The organism is Streptomyces sp. NPDC052225 (genome assembly GCF_040679615.1).
Lineage (GTDB): Bacteria > Actinomycetota > Actinomycetes > Streptomycetales > Streptomycetaceae > Streptomyces.
On sequence record NZ_JBFAVD010000031.1, the window covers coordinates 59,179 to 76,249 of the forward strand.

A 17,071-nucleotide genomic window follows, 5' to 3' on the forward strand; every position below is an offset into this window, starting at 1 on the left:
CAGATCATGATCGCCCGCGACGGCCGCCTCCTCTTCGGCGGCGACTACAACCCCGAGCAGTGGCCCGAGGAGGTGTGGGCCGACGACGTACGCCTGATGAAGGAGGCCGGCGTCACCTCGGTGACGCTCGGTGTCTTCTCCTGGGCGAAGCTCGAACCCCGGCCGGGGGCACGGGAGTTCGGGTGGCTGGACCGGCTGATGGACCTGATGCACGCGCACGGCATCGGGGTGGTGCTTGCGACGCCGACCGCGTCGCCGCCGCCGTGGCTGGGACGGCTGCACCCGGAGACACTGCCGCGCGACGAGAACGGGCAGACCGTGTGGTGGGGCTCGCGGCAGCAGTTCGCGCACTCCTCCTCCACGTACCGCCGCTACGCGGCCGCGATCACCGAGGACCTGGCGAAGCGGTACGGACGCCATCCCGCGCTGCGGATGTGGCACATCAACAACGAGTACTGCACCTTCGATTACGGGGACGAGGCGGCCCGCGCCTTCCGGGACTGGCTGCGCGCCAGGTACGGCACCCTCGACGCGCTCAACGAGGCCTGGGGCACGGCCTTCTGGAGCCAGCACGTGGAGACGTGGGAGGACGTGATCCCGCCGCGCCGCGCCCAGTACATCCGCAACCCCACGCAGCTGCTCGACTTCCGGCGCTTCACCTCGGACGCGCTCCTGGAGTGCTTCGTCGCCGAGCGCGACCTGGTGCGCCGCCACACCCCCGCCGGCATCCCGGTGACGACCAACTTCATGGCGTTCTGGACCGGTCTCGACGGCTGGGCGTGGGCCGAGCGGGAGGACGTCGTGTCGGTCGATGTCTATCCAGATCCGCGCGATCCGCTGGGCGGGCAGTACAACGCGATGATCGCCGATATGACGCGCAGTCAGGCGCGGGGTCCGTGGATGGTGATGGAGCAGGCGGCCGGGTCGGTGAACTGGCGCGACGTGAACCATCCGAAGCCGCGCGGTCTCAACCGCCTGTGGTCCTTGCAGTCCGTGGCGCGCGGGGCGGACGCCGTCTGCTACTTCCAGTGGCGCCAGTCCCGGCAGGGCGCGGAGAAGTTCCACTCGGGGATGCTGGGGCACGCGGGCGAGGAAGGGCGGGCGTTCGCCGAGGTCAAGCAGATCGGCGCCGAACTCGCCGCGCTCGGCCCGCAGGTGACGGGCGCTCAGGTGCCCTCCGACATCGCGGTGTTGCACGACTGGCACTCCTGGTGGGCGGGCGGCCAGGAGGCGCGGCCCTCGACGCGGGTCGCGTACGAGGACGTCGTACGGGCCTGGCACCGCGCCCTGTGGGAGGCGCACCTCACCGTCGACTTCGCGCACCCCGCGCAGGAGCTGAGCGGCTACAAGGTCGTCGTCGTCCCGCAGCTGTACCTGCTCGACGACGCGGCGATCGAGAACCTCGTGGCGTATGTGCGGGGCGGCGGGACGCTCGTGTCCGGGTTCTTCACGGGTGTCGCCGACGCCGACGACCGGGTGCGGGCCGGCGGCATGGACGCGCGGCTGCGCGAGCTGTTCGGTGTGCGCACCGTGCACGAGTGGTGGCCGCTGGACGCCGAAGAGCGCGTCGACTGCGGGGAGTTCACCGGGACGCTGTGGTCGGAGGAGCTGACGGCCGCCGACGACACCGAGGTGGTGGCCGCCTACCGGGGCGGTGAACTCGACGGTCTTCCCGCCGTGCTGCGCCGCGGCCGCGCCTGGTATCTGTCCACGCTCCCCGAACCCCCGGCCCTGCGCGCGCTGTTCGCGGGCGCGGCCGCCGAGGCGGGCGTACGGCCTCCACTGTCCGGCCTCCCCGCAGGGGTGGAGGCCGTACGCCGTGGCGCGCTGCTGTTCCTGCTGCACCACGACGCCGCAGACGTGACGGTCGAACTGCCGGACGACGGCCCCTACCGGGACGTGCTGACCGGCGAGGAGCACACCGGGTCCGTGCGACTCGGCCGGTACGGGGTGGCGGCGCTCTCCCGGGAGACGCGAGGTCGCGGTGCTGCCTGAACATCCGCACGGCACCTGGGAGACGGCCCCGGCCGCCGGCTGGGAGGACGCCTTCCTGAGCGGCAACGGCCGGCACGGCGCTCTCGTGTTCGGCGACCCGTACGACGACCGGGTGGTCGTCACCCATCATTCCCTGGTCCGCCCCGACGGCGGGTCCGCGCCCCGGCCGCCCGCGCTCGCCGCCCAACTCCCGTCGCTCCAGGACCGGTTGCTGGCGGGCGAGACGGACGCGGCCGAGTCGTTCACGGACGGGCGGCCGCTGCGCTGGGTGCAGGCGTTCCACCCGGCGTTCCAGGTCCGGTTCGTGCGCGACAGCGTGGTGTGGCGGGGCTACCGGCGCGCCGTCGACTTCGCGACGGGGGTGGCCGAGGCGTGGTGCGGCGGGTGGCGCGGGCGGGTGTTCGTGTCGCGGGCGGACGATGTCGTGGTGCAGTACGTCACCGGGCCGGGGCTGTCCGGCGAGGTGTCCCTCGACCCGCGTCTGAGCGGCGTGCCGGGCGGGCTCGGCATCGGCCGGGGGGTCGTCCTCACCGCCTCCGGCGCCCAGTTGACGCTGCGCTGCCGGTACCCGGACAGTGAACTGGCGTACACGGGGACCACGCTGGCCGTGGTGCGCGGTGGCCGGACGTCGGTCGGCGCCTCGGGGGTGCGGGTCGAGGGCGCGGACGGGCTGCTGCTGCTGACCCGGGTGCGGCGGCACGTCGGCGAGCTGGACGCGGTCGCCGAGGCGGCCTCGCTCGCGGAGCTCGTCGGCGGGGACGACCCGGCCGAGGAGACCTACGCGCGGCTCCTCGGCGGGCACGAGGCGCTGCATCGCGCCGCCTACGAGCGGGTGACGCTCAGCCTCGACGCGCCGCGCGGTGAACGCGGCCTGCCCGGCTCGGAGTTGCTCGCCAGGACCGAGAGCCAGGCGCTGCTCGAGCGGCTGTTCGCGGCGGGGCGCTACCACCTGCTGAGCGCGTCGGGCGCGCTGCCGCCGCGGCTCACGGGGCTGTGGACCGGCGAGTGGGACACGGCCTGGTCCGGCGCGTTCACCACCGACGCCAACCTCAACCTCCAGACGGCGTCGGCGCCGGCCTGCGCGCTTCCGGAGGTGACCGACGCCCTCGGGGCGCTGATCCAGGGCCAGTTGACGCACTGGCGGGACAACGCGCGGAGCATCTTCGCCGCGCGGGGCATCGTCGCGCCCGCGCACACCGACGGCGAGAGCGGGCACGCGTACCACTTCCAGCGGCAGTGGCCGATGCACCTGTGGACGGCCGGCGCCGACTGGCTGCTCACCCCGCTCGTGGAACAGGCCGAGACGACCGGCGAGCGGCCCGCGTGGCTGGCCGCCGCGCTCGCCGAACTCGCCCTGTTCTACGAGGACTTCCTCACCTGCACAGGCCCCGACGGGCGCGTCGTGATCGTGCCGTCGTACTCGCCGGAGAACCGGCCGGCGAACGCGAGCTGGGGCACCCTCAACGCCACCATGGACATCGCCGCCGCCCGGCACGCCCTGCGCACCGCCGCAGCCTGGCACCCCGGCCCGGACGCCGAGCGCTGGACGGCCCTCGCCGAGCGGCTGCCCGACTACCGGGTCAACGCGGACGGAGCACTCGCGGAGTGGGCGTGGCCGGGCCTCGACGACGCCTACGACCACCGGCACCTCAGCCACCTCTACCCGGTGTGGCCGCACCACGACATCACCCCGTACGACACAACGGAGTTGGCGAAGGCGGCGCACCGTGCGCTGGAGCTGCGCGGCGCCGAGAACCACTCCGCGCACGGCCATCTGCACCACGCGCTGATCGCGGCCCGGCTGCGCGACGCGCCCCGGGTGGCCGACGCGCTGCGGCACGTCCTGACCGGTGACTACTTCCACCCCTCTTTGATGAGCGCGCACTACCCGGGCCGCGACGTCTACAACGCGGACGCGGCGCACACGCTGCCCGCCGTGCTCACCGAGTCACTGCTCCAGTCGACGCCCGAGCGCCTCGTGCTGCTGCCCGCACTGCCCGCGCCCTGGCGGCGCGGCGAGGTGCGCGGACTGCGCACCCGGTTCGGCGCGCGCGTCGACCTCACGTGGACCGGCGCCCGCTGCACGGCCCGGGTCCACGCCGAACGCGACGCGGACGTCGCCCTCATGACCCCCGACGGCGACGGGCGCCTGCGCCTGACCGCCGGCGAGGACCGCGAACTCACCTTGAGAACGCGGTAGTTCCAGGTTCCATCCCCCCACCCGAGTGAGACCGACCATGGAAAGGGACACCATGGCAGCCACCGCAAGACGCTCGATCCCCCGCCGTACCCTCCTCGGCTCCGCCCTCGCGGCCGGAGCGGTGATCGCCCTCGCCGCATCGCCCGCCGAGGCCCTCGTCTGGTCGTCGTCCGACCAGTGGGGCAGCTACACGACATCGGACGGGTACACGCTCTACAACAACATCTGGGGTTCGGGCGCGGGCCCCCAGTCGATCTGGGCCAACTCCTCGTCGAACTGGGGCGTCTGGGCGAACCACCCCAACACGGGCGGTATCAAGTCCTATCCCAACGCGAAGAAGGTCGTGAACAAGCCGCTCAGCTCGCTGTCCTCCCTCACCAGCAGCTACAACGTGACGGTGCCGTCCTCGGGCGCGTACAACACGTCGTACGACATCTGGGACAGCGACTACGACCACGAAGTCATGCTCTGGGTCAACTACAACGGTGCCGTCGGGCCGCTCGGCACCTCGCAGGGGACCCTCACGCTCGGCGGTCACACGTGGACCGTCTACAAGGGCGACAACGGTGCCAACGAGGTCTATTCGTTCCTGCGCACCTCGGACTCCACGTCCGGCACGGTGAACATCCTGCCGATCCTGAAGTGGATCAAGGACACCAAGGGCTGGTGGGGCGACGAGACCATCGGTGACGTCCAGTTCGGCTTCGAGATCACCTCGTCGTCCGGCGGCCTGGACTTCCGCACCAACAGCTTCAACGTCTCCAGCAGCTGACCTCGTACGGCACCGGAGCGGGCGCGGCTCAGACCCCGGCCGGGGCCTGGGCCGCGCTCTCGCGCAGCGTCAACTCCGGTGCGAGCAGCACGACTTCCTCGTCCGAGCCGCGACCCTCGATCCGCGCGATGACCTGCTCGACGGCGCGCCGGCCCATCTCCTGGGCGGGCACCGCGACCGAGGTGAGCGGCACCGAGGCGTGCGCCGCGACCTGGTCGGGGCAGACCGCGACGACCGAGACGTCCTCGGGGACCGCGCGCCCGGACTGGCGCAGGAGGGCGAGCAGCGGGTCGGTCGCCGCCTCGTTCTGCACGACGAAGGCGGTGGTGCCGGGGCGCTCGTCGAAGATCCGCGACAACGTTGCCGACACGGAGGCGTACGAGCCTTCGCAGGGGCGGTGCAGCAGGCGCAGGCCCAGCTCGTTGCTGCGCTCGCGCAGGCCGGTCAGGGTGCGCTCGGCGAACCCGGTGCGCCGCTCGTAGACGGCGGCGGCCTCGCCGATGACGGCGATCTCGCGGTGCCCGAGGTCGGCGAGGTGCTGGGCGCACAGCGCGCCGGCGGCGGCGAAGTCGAGGTCCACGCAGGTGAGCCCGGTGGCGTCGGCGGGCAGTCCGATCAGCGCGGCGGGGCGGCCCGCGGAGCGCAGCAGCGGCAGTCGCTCGTCGTCCAGCTCGACGTCCATCACGATCATGGCGTCGGCGAGCGCGCTGCCCTCTATGCGGCGCACGGCCTGGGCGCCCTCCTCGCCGGTGAGGAGCAGGATGTCGTAGCCGTGGGTGCGGGCGGCGGTGGCGACGGCCATCGCGATCTCCATCATCACCGGCATGTACATGTCGGTACGGAGCGGCACCATCAGCGCGATGATGTTCGACTTGCTGCTGGCCAGGGCCCGCGCGCCCGCGTTCGGGTGGTAGCCGAGCTGGCGGACGCTGCTCTCGACGCGCTCACGGGTGGCGGCGGAGATGGACCGCTTGCCGCTGAGGACGTAACTCACGGTGCTGGCGGAGACTCCCGCGTGCCGGGCGACCTCTGCGAGCGTGACCATGTCGTTCTCCTGAGCGGGGACGAGGGACACCGAAGCGTTGCGATGCGATGCGTTTCGGCGTCGGCGGGTGTCGATGACCGTTCGACATGCCGACCCTATGGGGGTCCACAGTGGCCTGTCCAGGAGTTCGTCGAAGCGCTTCGACGAGGTTTCGACAGGGGCGGACCGTACCCCCTCCTCGAAATGGCCCCCCACAGAATACTGACCGGGGGCCGTCTTCGTACCGTGTGGTCGGCAACCCGCCCGCTCGCATCGCCATCCGGAGGGACACACCGCATGACCGACGCCACCGCCACCGCCCCCGTGCGCACCACGACGGGACTCGTCCGCGGGCTCCGCGAGGGGCCGCTCAGCGTCTTCCGCGGCATCCCGTACGCCCAGCCCCCGGTCGGGGCGCTGCACTTGGCGGCGCCCGCGCCGGCGCTGCCGTGGGACGGGGTGCGGGACGCGTTCGCGTTCGGGCCGCCGCCTCCGCAGTCGCTGACCGCCGGGATCCCGCGCCCGGCGGGGGCCGACGGCGAGGAGTGGCTGACGGTCAACGTGTGGTCGCCGCAGCCCGGTGCGGCCCGGCTGCCGGTCCTCGTCTACGTCTACGGGGGCGCCTATCTGACCGGGTCCGCGGACGGGCCGCCGTACGACGGCGCGGCGCTCGCCGGGCGCGGTGCGGTGGTCGTGACGTTCAACTACCGGGTCGGCGCCGAGGGGTTCGCGGTGTTCGACGGCGCGCCCGCCAACCGGGGACTGCTCGACCAGGTGGCGGCGCTGCGCTGGGTGCGGGAGAACGTCGCGGCGTTCGGCGGGGATCCGGACCGCGTGACGGTGTTCGGCGAGTCGGCGGGCGCGGGCTCGGTGGCGGCGCTGCTCGCGATGCCGTCGGCGGCGGGCCTGGTGCGCGGGGCGATCGCGCAGAGCGTGCCGGGGACGTTCTTCACCCGGGAGCTGGCACGGGATGTCGGCGCGCGGATCGCGGAGCGGCTCGGCGCGCCGGGTGCGAGCGCCCCGGAACTCGCCGCCCACTCCCCCGGGGCGCTGCGTGACGCCACCGACGCGCTGATCCGGGAGCTGCCCTCGTACGCCGACCGCTGGGGCCGGGTCGCGCACACGATGACGCCGTTCTCCCCGGTGGTCGACGGGGAGGTGCTGCCCGTCGACCCGTGGACGGCGCTGGCCGCGGGCTCGGCACGGGACGTGAATCTGATGGTGGGTCACAACCGGGACGAGTACCGTCTGTTCGCGATGCTCGGGGGCCGGTACGGGACGACGACCGAGGGCGAGGCGGCCCTTGCGCTGCGCCGCTTCGGCCCCGGGCCGCACGCCGAGGACGGGTACCGCGCCGCGTACCCGTCGGCGGACCCGACGCTGTTGCAGGAGCTGGTGATGTCGGACTGGCTGTTCCGGATGCCGAGCGAGCGGCTCGCCGAGGCGCAGGCGGCCGGCGGCGGCCCCGCCCACCTCTACGAACTGGCCTACCAGTCACCGGCGTTGGGGGCGGCGCACGCGCTCGACGTGCCGCTCGTCTTCGGCACCCTGGACAACGACTTCTCGCGGATGTTCTTCGGCGGCGAGGCCCCGGCCGACGCGGTGGCCCTGTCGGCGGAGATGGGCGAGGCGTGGACGGCGTTCGCCGCGCACGGCAACCCCGGCTGGGAGCCCTACCGGACCGGTGAGCGGCTGACCCGGATCTTCGACGCGCCGTCGGCCACGGGCCCGTATCCGCAGGAGGCCTCGCGGCGGCTGTGGCAGGACGTGGCTTTCAGCCCGCTGGATCTGGGTACTCCGGAGCCCGTGGCGCGGAGTTGATCGTGCCGCGTGGGCGGGACACCCGTGGGACCGGGTGTCCCGCCGTCGCTCAGCCGCGCACCGGCGCGAGCTGGATGCGGTCGACGCCGGGCGCCGGCCCGGTCGCGTTGCCGATCGTGACCGTGTTGGCGCCCGCTGCGAGGGTGACCGGGACGCCGAGCGTCCAGAAGTCGTCCTCGCTCCACGTGTTCTTGAACGTCGCCTTGTGGGTGGTGCCTCCGACGGTGAGCTCCGCGGTGCGGGACAGGATGTCGGTGTTGTAGGCGTGCCCGTTGTCGCGGCGGTCGTTGTGCGCGTACGAGACGACGAGGACGTACGAGCCCGCGCGCGGGGCGTCGACGGTGAACGTGGCGGTGCTGTCGGGGCTGCCGCCGAGCGCGTCGATGTAGGCGCCGCCGGAGGCGTGGGCGCTGTCCACCAGTCGGGCGCCGCCCGCGAGTTGAGCCTTCGCGGCGTTGTACGTGAGGACGTCGCGGGCCGAGCCGTCACCGCTCACGTCGAGGGAACGCAGGCGGGTGGCGCCGGTCGCGGTGACGCGGTTGTTGCCCGCCACCAGGTAGAGGCGCTGCGGCCGGTCCGGGCGGGCGGCGACGGTGTCGCCGTGCAGGGCGAGGCGGACCGGGTCCGAGGCGCGGGCGGTCACCGTGTAGTAGCCGTCGCGGGGCGCGTACACGTCGAAGACGGCCTTGCCGCCCGGGCGCAGGTCCAGGGCTCCCGTGCCGGTGCCGGTCGCGTCGGCGTAGTCGTAGCCGACCCGCCCGCTGATGTCGGCGAGCGTGGCCTCGTACGAGGCTGCCGGGGTGCGGTGCTCGGTGAGGTCGATGCGGTCGAGGGAGACGGCGCCCGTGTCGTGGGTGAACGTCAACGTGTGCTGTCCGGCGGCGAGTTCGAGGGTGGTGCCGTCCTGCTTGCCGCGGTAGCTGTCGTTCTCGGTGGAGCCGTAGGTCAGGGTCTTCACAGGTGTGCCGTCGACGGTGAGGCGCTGGGTCGCGGGGGCGCCGGAGTGGTTGCCGTAGAGAACGGACAGGTCGTAGCGGCCCGCACGCGGGACGGTGACCGTGAAGGTCGCCTTGCTGTCGTCGGCGGCGAGCGGGCTGACGTCCTTGGTGCCGGAGGCGGCGTAGCCGTTGGCGTTGCCGACGGTGCCGAGCGTGCGGATCTCGCCGCCGGTCACGGCCGCGTCCTCCGCCTCGTACGACGCGGACCAGGGGACGTCGGCCGTGCGCGGGGCGCCCTTGCCGGCCGGGGTGAGGACGACGCGGTAGGCGGACATCTTGCGCAGGGCCTTGAGCGGGACGGTGACGGTGCCGTCGGCGGCGACGTTCAGCTTCAGGCGCGAGCGGACCTGCGGCGCGGGGTGCGCGCCCTCGTAGCCCGACCAGGCGGTCTCGGCGACGGTGGCGGTGACGCGCGTGCCGAAGACCTTCGGGTCGACATGGGTGACGGTGACGTCCGTGTCGCCGTCGGCGCCGCCGAGGAGCACCTGGGCCTGTCGGCGGCCGGTGTCGTAGGAGGCGAGGCCCTGGAGGGTGTCGATCGCGTTCGCGGTGGGCGGAGTGACCTTCACCGTGTCACCCGTCAGTCCCGCGTACCAACGGAACAGCCACCAGCCGCCGTTGGGGATGTTGGAGCGGACGACGTTGCCGGAGAGGTTGCCCGCGGCGTCCCAGTACGCCTGGTTCGCCTTCACCTTGTTCCGCTCGAACATGCCGACCCACTGGACGAGCTGGCCGGGGACGGAGAGGTCGCGGCGGTTCGCGTACTCGTCGATGTTGACGGGGAGCGGGCCGACGCCGAGCCGCTTCTCCAGCGCGCGGTAGTTGTCGTAGTTCGACTGGAAGTACCGCAGCGAGTCCGGTGACAGTTCGTGCCAGGTCATGACGTCCGGCAGAACGTTGTTCGACTTGGCGAACGACAAAAAGTCCGGGAGGAAGCGGCCGTGGTAGTACGCCTCGTTCGGGCCGGCGATGCGCGCGTCCGGGTCGAGGGCGCGGATCCGCTGGTAGACGGTCTTCCAGTCGGCGAGGAACCGGTCGCGGTTCTTCTCGTACGTGGCCTGGTCGGCGACGCTGAGCTTGTACCAGATCCAGTCGGGCTCATTGAAGGGGACGTAGACGAAGCGGTCGCTGTGGTCGGCGTCGCGGACCTTCTTGACGATGGAGTCGACCTTGGTGAGGTAGTCGTCGATGCCGAGGTCCTCGTAGGGCCAGTGCTGGTAGATGTCCTGCATCATGATGTTCACGTCGCCGGTGGCGCCGTTGTTGCGCAGGAACGACTTCGAGACCTCGACCGCGTCGCCGTTCGGGTGCTGGAGGCCGCCGTCGGGCTTCTGGCTGATGCTGGTCAGCTTCAGCGGGGCGAGGGCCGCGTCGCTCGGGACACCGTCGTCGCTCAGTCCGTACAGGGCACCGTTCGCGCCGCGCGTCACCGGGCCCTCGGAGGCGGAGAGGTCGACGGACAGGCGCGGCGTCGCCGCCTGCGCGGCTGGGGCGGAGTGCAGGGTTCCTGCCATGGCGCATGCTCCAAGTACCAGTGCTGCGAAAGCTGTTGAGGTTCGGGATCTTGCGCGGGGAAAGGTCATTTGACGGCTCCACTCGTGATTCCGGACACGATCTTGCGTTGCGCCACCAGGAAGACCGCGACCATCGGGAGACTCATCACCACGACGTACGCGAACACGAGATGCCAGTTGTTGAGATACAACTGGGCGCTCGCCACCTGGTAGAGGTTGAGCGGGAGGGTGGCCGCGTCGCCGCCGCCGAGGACGAAGAACGCGTAGAAGACGTCGCTCCAGGCGTAGAGCATCACCATGATCGTCGCGGTGGCGACGACCGGGCGCAGGAGCGGCAGGATGATCCTGGTGAAGATCCGGAAGGGGCTCGCGCCGTCCATCCGCGCGGCCTCCTCCAGTTCGAGGGGGATGGTGCGGATGAAGCCCGTCATGAAGAAGACCGACGTCGACAGGTACATGCCGGTGTAGACGGCGATCATGCCGGGCCTGGTGTTGGCGAGGCCGAGCTGGCGCAGCTCCATGACGATGGTGATGACGGCGGGCGGCAGCAGCAGACCGCTGATGGTCAGGGCGTACGCGGCCGAGACCAGCTTGGACTTGCGGCGCGCGAAGACCCAGGCGGCAGCGGCGCCGAGGACGAGCACCAGGGCGACCGAAGGCAGCACCACCGCAAGGGAGTTGAGCATGCCGCGCAGCATCTTGCCCTGGTCGAGCGCGTCGGCGTAGTTGCTCGCGGGCTGCCAGTGGTGGGGCAGCGAGAGGTTCGGCTTGACGGCCTCGCCCTGGGGTTTCGCCGAGGTGACGACGACGAGCCAGAGCGGGACGCCGACCGAGATGCCGGCGAGGGCGAGGACGGTGACGTGGCGCCAGTAGCGGATCACAGCAGCTGCTCCCTTCGGCGCAGGCCGACGACGAGCGGGATCGCGATCGCCACGACGACGAGGAAGAGGACGAGGCTCATGGTGGAGGCCTGGGCGTACAGGCCCTGGCCGAAGACGCGGAACATGTAGAGGTTGAAGACCTCCGTGGACGCGGCCGGGCCGCCGCCGGTCGTGGCCTGCACGATGTCGAAGGTGTTCATCGAGCCGATCAGGGCCGTGGTCACGTTGAAGGTGACGGCGGGCGCGAGCATCGGCCAGCGCACGGAGCGGAACGTCCGCCAGGGCCCCGCACCGTCCATCCGGGCCGCCTCCAGCATGTCGCCGGGGATGCCCTTCAGGCCGGCGAGGTAGATGAGCATCGACAGGCCCATCCACTTCCAGCCGTGCACCGCGGAGACGAGCACGAGCGTCCACGTCGTCGAGCCGAGCCACGGAATGTCCAGCCCAGCAAGGGAGTTGACGGCCCCGTCCTGGTCGAACAGGGCCTGGAAGACGTAACCGACGGCGAGCGCGGAGATGAGGACCGGCAGGAAGAAGACGGCGCGGAAGAACCGGTTGAAGCGGGTGTCGCGCTCCAGGAGGAGGGCGAGCCCGAGGCCGAACGCGTTCTGGAACAGGGCGGCGAGGGCCGCGTAGATCAGGGTCGTGCGCAGGGCGCGGACGAGGGAGCCGTCGTCGAGGACGGTGCGGACGTTGTCGAGGCCCGTGAACGCGATGTCCGCGTGGTACGAGGACCAGTTCGTGAACGGGTAGTAGAAGTTGAGCAGGTTCGGCAGCAGGAAGAACGCCAGGAAGAAGAGCACGGCGGGCAGCGCGAACCACCAGGGGTGATGGACGGCGGCGCGCGGCAGCCGGCCGACCTGCCGCGGAGCGCGGCGGCCGGTCGCCGCGGGCCGGACCGCGGTGTCGGCGCTCATCAGAAGCCCGGTGCGCTCTGCGCCTTGGCGACCTGCGCGAACTGGTCCTGGATCGCCTGGGCGACCTGCTGCGGGGACTTCTTCCCGTAGATCATGTCGGCGAGGTAGAGGTGCGTGTCGGGGGCGACGATGGCCTTCGCCTGGAAGACGCCGTTGGCGGTGGGCAGCGCCTTGATCTGGGCCTGCGAGGTCTGCGGGAGCCCGTCGGGCGAGGGGACGCCGGGCTGCACGGACGGGATCTTCATCGCCTTGATGTAGGCGGGGTAGTCGGTCTCCAGCCAGAAGTCGAGGAACTGGCGGGCCGCGTTCTGCCGCTTGGTGTCGCCGGTCTTGAAGGCGACGACACCGTTCGTCTGGTCCGGTGAGTACATGCCGGTGGCCGAGGAGTTGGAGATCGGGAACCAGCCGAGCTTCTTGTCGAGCTCGGCGGTGGAGTGCTTGGCCTGGAGCTGGGACTGGAAGGACGTGACGTTGAGGACCATGCCCGCGTCGCCGTTCCACAGTGCGTCGGCGGAGCCGGTGAAGGTGCCGGTCTTGTAGTTCTTCTGCGCGAGGCCCGCGCCGAGGAGCTTGTCCTTGTACTTGGTGACGGCCTTGACGACGACCGGGTCGGTCCACTTCTCCTTGTTGCGGTTCAGGTCGGTCCACCAGGTGGCGGGCAGGTCGGTGAGCTGGACCTGCATCTGCCACTGGAGCGGCCACTTGTCGCCGCCCGCCTCGTAGAAGGGAGCGGCGTCGGTCCTGTCCTTGATCTGGTGGCCGAGGGCGAGCAGCTCGTCGTAGGACTTGGGCAGTTGGTCGTCGGCGATGCCCGCCTTCTTGAAGACGTCCTTGTTGTAGTAGACGCCGAGCATGGCGGGGCTGGTGACGATCGCCGCGTACCGCTTGCCCTTGATGACGCCGAGCTTCTTCTCGGTGTCGCCGAGCTTGTCGACCCACGGTTCCTTGTCGAGCGTCAGCAGGTTCTGCTGGGGCTGGATGAAGGGCAGCGTGGAGATCGACGGCTGCCAGAACATGAGGTCGGGCTTGTCGCCGGAGGCGAGCTTGGTGGGGACGTTCTGCTCGTACAGGTCGGGGATCGCCTGGGTGTCCACGCGGGCGCCGGTCGCCTTCTCGAAGGCGTCGATGACCTGCTTGGGGGCGTTGACGGTGTTCTGGGCGGTCCACATCGTCAGGCGGACGCCGTCGAGCTCGGCCGTCGGGTCGACCTTGCTGTCACTCGCGGCGTCCGGGGTGCCGCTGCTCGCGGTGGGGTCGCTGCACGCGGTGGCGGTCAGGGCGGTGGCGCATATCAGCACCAGGGCAGGGAGAAGTCGTCGCTCGGTCATCCGGGTATGCCTCACTGCGAGGAGGGGCCCGCGCCGGTCCAACTCGTGGCGGCGCGGGGCGGGTTGACTTTGCCGTGCTGGGGGTGCGCTCAGGCGGGCGCGGGTCCGGTGCTCTGCCGGACCACCAGTTCGGGGGCGGAGACCACGGGGTGCGGGGCGACCGGCGCGTCCTGTTCGGCGACGCCGTGCAGCAGGCCGAACGCGGCGCGGCCGAGGCCGGTGAAGTCGAGCCGCACCGTGGTCAGCGACGGGGTGAGGTACGCGGCGTGCGGGGTGTCGTCGAACCCGGCCACGCTCACGTCGTCCGGTACCCGGCGGCCCGCTTCGTGCAGGGCGCGGAGCACGCCGATGGCCATGTCGTCGTTGCCGCACAGGATCGCCGTGACGGACGGGTCGGCGGCGAGCTTGCTCGCCGCCTCGTATCCGGCGCGCGGCCCCCAACCTCCCTGTACGGGACGGGGTTCGGGGGCGCCGGCCTCGCGCAGCGCCGCCCGCCAGCCCGCCGTACGGGTGGGGGTGCGGCGGGTGCTGGACGGCAGCGCGACGTAGTGCACGGTGCGGTGGCCGAGGGAGAGCAGGTGGCGGGTCGCCTCGTGGGCGGCCACCCGGTCGTCGGTCCACACCCAGGGGCTGCGCCCGGCGGGCGGCTTCGCGGGGGTCTCCACGACGCCGACCACCGGCTGCCCCTGCGGCACGGCCGCCAGGGCGCGGACGCCCGCCGGATCGTAGGCGATCACGATGAGGCCGCCGCCCGCGTCGACGGCCCGCTCGACCTGGGCCCGGACCGCCGCCTCGTCCGCCGACTCCAGGACGCCGATGCCCATCGCGTACGACGCGGCGCGGGCGGCTTCCTCGACGCCCTGGATGATGTGCGCGTAGCCGTGGTTGGTGGTGTCGGCGGTGAGCACGGTGACCGCTTTGGTGCGGCCGCTGGCCAGCGCGTGCGCGGCGGCGCTGCGCCGGAACCCCAGCTCGTCGATGGCGGCGAGGACCCGCTCGCGGGTGGCGGGGCTGACGCTGGGATGCCCGTTGATCACGCGGGAGACCGTCTGGTACGACACCTCGGCCGCGGCGGCGACGTCCCTGATGCTCACGCTTCGGGGACTGTCCGGTTTCCTTGTGTGACCGGTCACATTCATGCCAGGATTGTGACCGGTCACACGAGGGTCGTCAAGAGACCGTAACGAGGGATTCACGCGGCGGACGCGAAACGCCGCCCACTGCCGCGCCCACCGGACGCATGGGGAGAGACGTTGACCGAGGCGAAGGTGCACGAGGGTCTGGACGAGGGACGTCGGGAGCACTCCCCCGGCCCCGACGACGCCGCCCAGTACGTCAGTTGGGGTCACTCCGCGCTCCACGTGCGGTGCGGTGTGGCGGCGGACGGGCGGGTGTGGATCGCACGGCTCGGGGACACCGAGGCGCGGGGGCGGCTGCCGCTCGTGGAGGTCACGGCGGTCGGGCACGGGGCGGGCTGGTCGGGGCCGCGGTTCGTCGACTCGCCGCTCGGCGGCCGGCTGCGGTACCGCGCGCACCGCGCCGATCGGGACGGCGATCTGCACCGCCTGGTCGTCGAACTGGCCGATCCCGGTACGGGGTTGAGTGCCGTCGTCGAGTGGACGTCGCCCGATGGCGTGCCGGTCGTTCGGGCCCGGGTGACGGTCCGCAACGAGGGCTCGGAACCGATCGTCCTTCAGTCCGTGAGCAGCCTGCTGCTCGGGGCCCTGCCCGCGCCCGGCGAACTGGAGGTGCACCGGGCCCGTAACGACTGGCTGGCGGAGTGCCGTTGGGAGAGCGAGCCGCTGCGGCGCGCGGTGCCCGACATCGGGCGCGCGTTCCACGAGCACGACGGGAGGGCCGCCTACACCCTGGCCAGCAGGGGGAGTTGGCCGACCGACGGCCATCTGGCGATGGGCGCGCTCACCGACCGGCGCGGCGGCCGCGCCTGGGTGTGGCAGATCGAATCGGCGGTCGGCTGGGGCTGGGACGCGGGCGAGGCGGACGGCGGTACGTACGCGGCGCTGTACGGGCCGACGGACGCGGCGCACCAATGGCGCGAACTCCTCGTACCCGGCAGGGAGTTCACCACCGAGTGGGCGGCGCTCGCCCTCGGCTGCGACGTCGAGGACGCGGTGGGGGCCCTGACGGCGTACCGGCGGGCCGTGCGCCGCCCGCACCCGGACCACACCACGCTGCCCATCGTCTTCAACGACTACATGAACACACTCATGGGCGACCCCACGACGGAGAAGCTGCTGCCGCTCATCGACGCGGCGGCGGAGGTCGGCGCCGAGTACTTCTGCATCGACTCCGGCTGGTACGACGACGCCCCGGGGTGGTGGGACGGCGTCGGGGCCTGGCAGCCCGCGCACCTGCGCTTCCCCGACGGCGGGATCCGCCGCGTCCTCGATCACATCCGGCTGCGCGGCATGGTTCCGGGCCTGTGGCTGGAGCCGGAGGTCGTCGGCGTCCGCTCGGAGATGGCGCGCACGCTGCCCGACGAGGCGTTCGTCCGGCTCGACGGGGTGCGAGTCACGGAGCACGGCCGGCACCAGCTCGACCTGCGCCACCCCGCGGCGCGGGCGCATCTGGACGCGACGGTCGACCGGATCGTCGGCGACTGGGGCGTCGGCTACCTGAAGCTGGACTACAACATCACCGTCTCCCCCGGCGGCCCCCTGCTCGGCCACGGGCGGGCCTGGCTCGACTTCCTGCGGGGCGCGCTCGACCGGTACCCCCGTCTGGTGATCGAGAACTGCGCGTCCGGCGGGATGCGCATGGACGGCGCCTCGCTGGCCGTGACGCAGGTGCAGTCGACGAGCGACCAGCAGGATCTGCTGCGGTATCCGCCCATCGCGGCGGCGGCGCCGACCGTCGTTCCGCCGGAACAGGGGGCCGTCTGGGCGTATCCGCAGCCGGAGTTCAGCGACGCGGAGAACGCGTTCACGCTCGGCTCCGCGCTGCTCGGCCGCGTCCACCTGTCCGGGCACCTGGACCGGATGGCGCCGGAGCAGCGGGCGCGGGTGCGCGAGGCCCTTGACGTGTACCGGGGCCTGCGCGACGACCTGCGCACGGCCGTGCCGTTCTGGCCGCTGGGTCTCCCGGAGTGGGAGGACCCGTGGGTGGCGCTCGGCATGCGGGCGGGCTCCACGAACTACGTGACGGTGTGGCGCAGGGGCGGCGCGGCGCGGCAGTCCGTTCCCGTACCGCATCTGCGGGGGCGTCCGGCGACGGCGCGCGTGCTGTTCCCCGCGGGGGGCGGTACGGCCGACTGGGACGGGGAGCGGCTGGCCGTGTCGCTGCCGGAGGAGGGGCCGGGGGTGGTGCTGGTGCGGCTGGTGGGGGTGGAGTGAGCGGGGGGCTCGGTGCGAGCGGGGGCGGTGCGAGCGGGGGCTCGGCGTGAGCGGGGGGGCTCGGTGCGAGCGGGGGGGGCGGTGCGAGCGGGGGCTCGGCGTGAGCGGGGGTGCGGCTTGAGCGGGGGGCGGTGCGCGCGGGGGGGCGCGCGCGGGGGGGGCGGTGCGAGCGGGGGCTCGGCGTGAGCTCCCGCCACTCTCCCGCCATCCTCGCCCATTACGAGCAGATGGCCGGCGACGTGCAGGTCCGCACACTCGACGAAGTCAC

The 17,071-nt window shown here is 72.2% G+C and carries 11 protein-coding genes; 5 read left to right on the forward strand and 6 right to left on the reverse strand.

Features of this window, described 5'->3' with window-relative positions:
• Positions 1–6: 6 nt before the first annotated feature.
• The 3 genes from AB0L37_RS32935 to AB0L37_RS32945 are packed head-to-tail and all read left to right on the forward strand — an operon-like array spanning position 7 to position 4,967.
• Entirely contained in the window at positions 7–1,995 is a 1,989-nt protein-coding gene (locus AB0L37_RS32935) for a beta-galactosidase (protein WP_365513822.1), read from the forward strand.
• Entirely contained in the window at positions 1,988–4,195 is a 2,208-nt protein-coding gene (locus tag AB0L37_RS32940; RefSeq protein ID WP_365513860.1) for a glycoside hydrolase N-terminal domain-containing protein, read from the forward strand. The genes AB0L37_RS32935 and AB0L37_RS32940 overlap by 8 nt, the downstream gene beginning before the upstream one ends.
• A gap of 52 nt (positions 4,196–4,247) precedes the next feature.
• Positions 4,248–4,967: a hypothetical protein gene (locus tag AB0L37_RS32945; protein ID WP_365513824.1), complete on the forward strand. Its 720-nt coding sequence runs from the start codon at positions 4,248–4,250 to the stop codon at positions 4,965–4,967.
• A gap of 28 nt (positions 4,968–4,995) precedes the next feature.
• On the opposite strand, the gene AB0L37_RS32950 is transcribed toward AB0L37_RS32945, so the two are convergent.
• On the reverse strand, positions 4,996–6,012 hold the full coding sequence (locus AB0L37_RS32950; RefSeq protein WP_365513827.1) for a LacI family DNA-binding transcriptional regulator: 1,017 nt from the start codon (positions 6,010–6,012) through the stop codon (positions 4,996–4,998).
• 276 nt (positions 6,013–6,288) lie between these two features.
• On the opposite strand from AB0L37_RS32950, the gene AB0L37_RS32955 reads away from it, so the two are divergent.
• Positions 6,289–7,812, forward strand: a complete 1,524-nt coding sequence (locus AB0L37_RS32955) for a carboxylesterase family protein (RefSeq protein ID WP_365513830.1) — start codon at positions 6,289–6,291, stop codon at positions 7,810–7,812.
• A gap of 49 nt (positions 7,813–7,861) precedes the next feature.
• On the opposite strand, the gene AB0L37_RS32960 is transcribed toward AB0L37_RS32955, so the two are convergent.
• The 5 genes from AB0L37_RS32960 to AB0L37_RS32980 all read right to left on the reverse strand — a co-directional run bounded on the left by AB0L37_RS32960 (position 7,862) and on the right by AB0L37_RS32980 (position 14,589).
• Positions 7,862–10,324, reverse strand: a complete 2,463-nt coding sequence (locus AB0L37_RS32960; protein WP_365513833.1) for a CBM35 domain-containing protein — start codon at positions 10,322–10,324, stop codon at positions 7,862–7,864.
• 65 nt (positions 10,325–10,389) lie between these two features.
• Positions 10,390–11,205, reverse strand: a complete 816-nt coding sequence (locus AB0L37_RS32965; RefSeq protein WP_365513836.1) for a carbohydrate ABC transporter permease — start codon at positions 11,203–11,205, stop codon at positions 10,390–10,392.
• On the reverse strand, positions 11,202–12,122 hold the full coding sequence (locus AB0L37_RS32970) for a sugar ABC transporter permease (protein WP_365513839.1): 921 nt from the start codon (positions 12,120–12,122) through the stop codon (positions 11,202–11,204). The genes AB0L37_RS32965 and AB0L37_RS32970 overlap by 4 nt, the downstream gene beginning before the upstream one ends.
• Positions 12,122–13,450 carry an ABC transporter substrate-binding protein gene (locus tag AB0L37_RS32975; RefSeq protein WP_365513842.1) on the reverse strand — a complete coding sequence of 443 codons (1,329 nt, stop codon included), beginning with the start codon at positions 13,448–13,450 and terminating at the stop codon, positions 12,122–12,124. The genes AB0L37_RS32970 and AB0L37_RS32975 overlap by 1 nt, the downstream gene beginning before the upstream one ends.
• Positions 13,451–13,539: 89 nt before the next feature.
• Complete coding sequence (locus tag AB0L37_RS32980; protein WP_365513845.1) at positions 13,540–14,589, reverse strand: LacI family DNA-binding transcriptional regulator; 1,050 nt, start codon at positions 14,587–14,589, stop codon at positions 13,540–13,542.
• Between the two features lie 234 nt (positions 14,590–14,823).
• Here AB0L37_RS32980 and AB0L37_RS32985 point away from each other — a divergent pair, with 234 nt between their 5' ends.
• A complete protein-coding gene (locus AB0L37_RS32985; protein WP_365513863.1) occupies positions 14,824–16,803 on the forward strand; it encodes an alpha-galactosidase in 1,980 nt (659 codons plus the stop codon).
• The last annotated feature ends 268 nt before the right edge of the window (positions 16,804–17,071 follow it).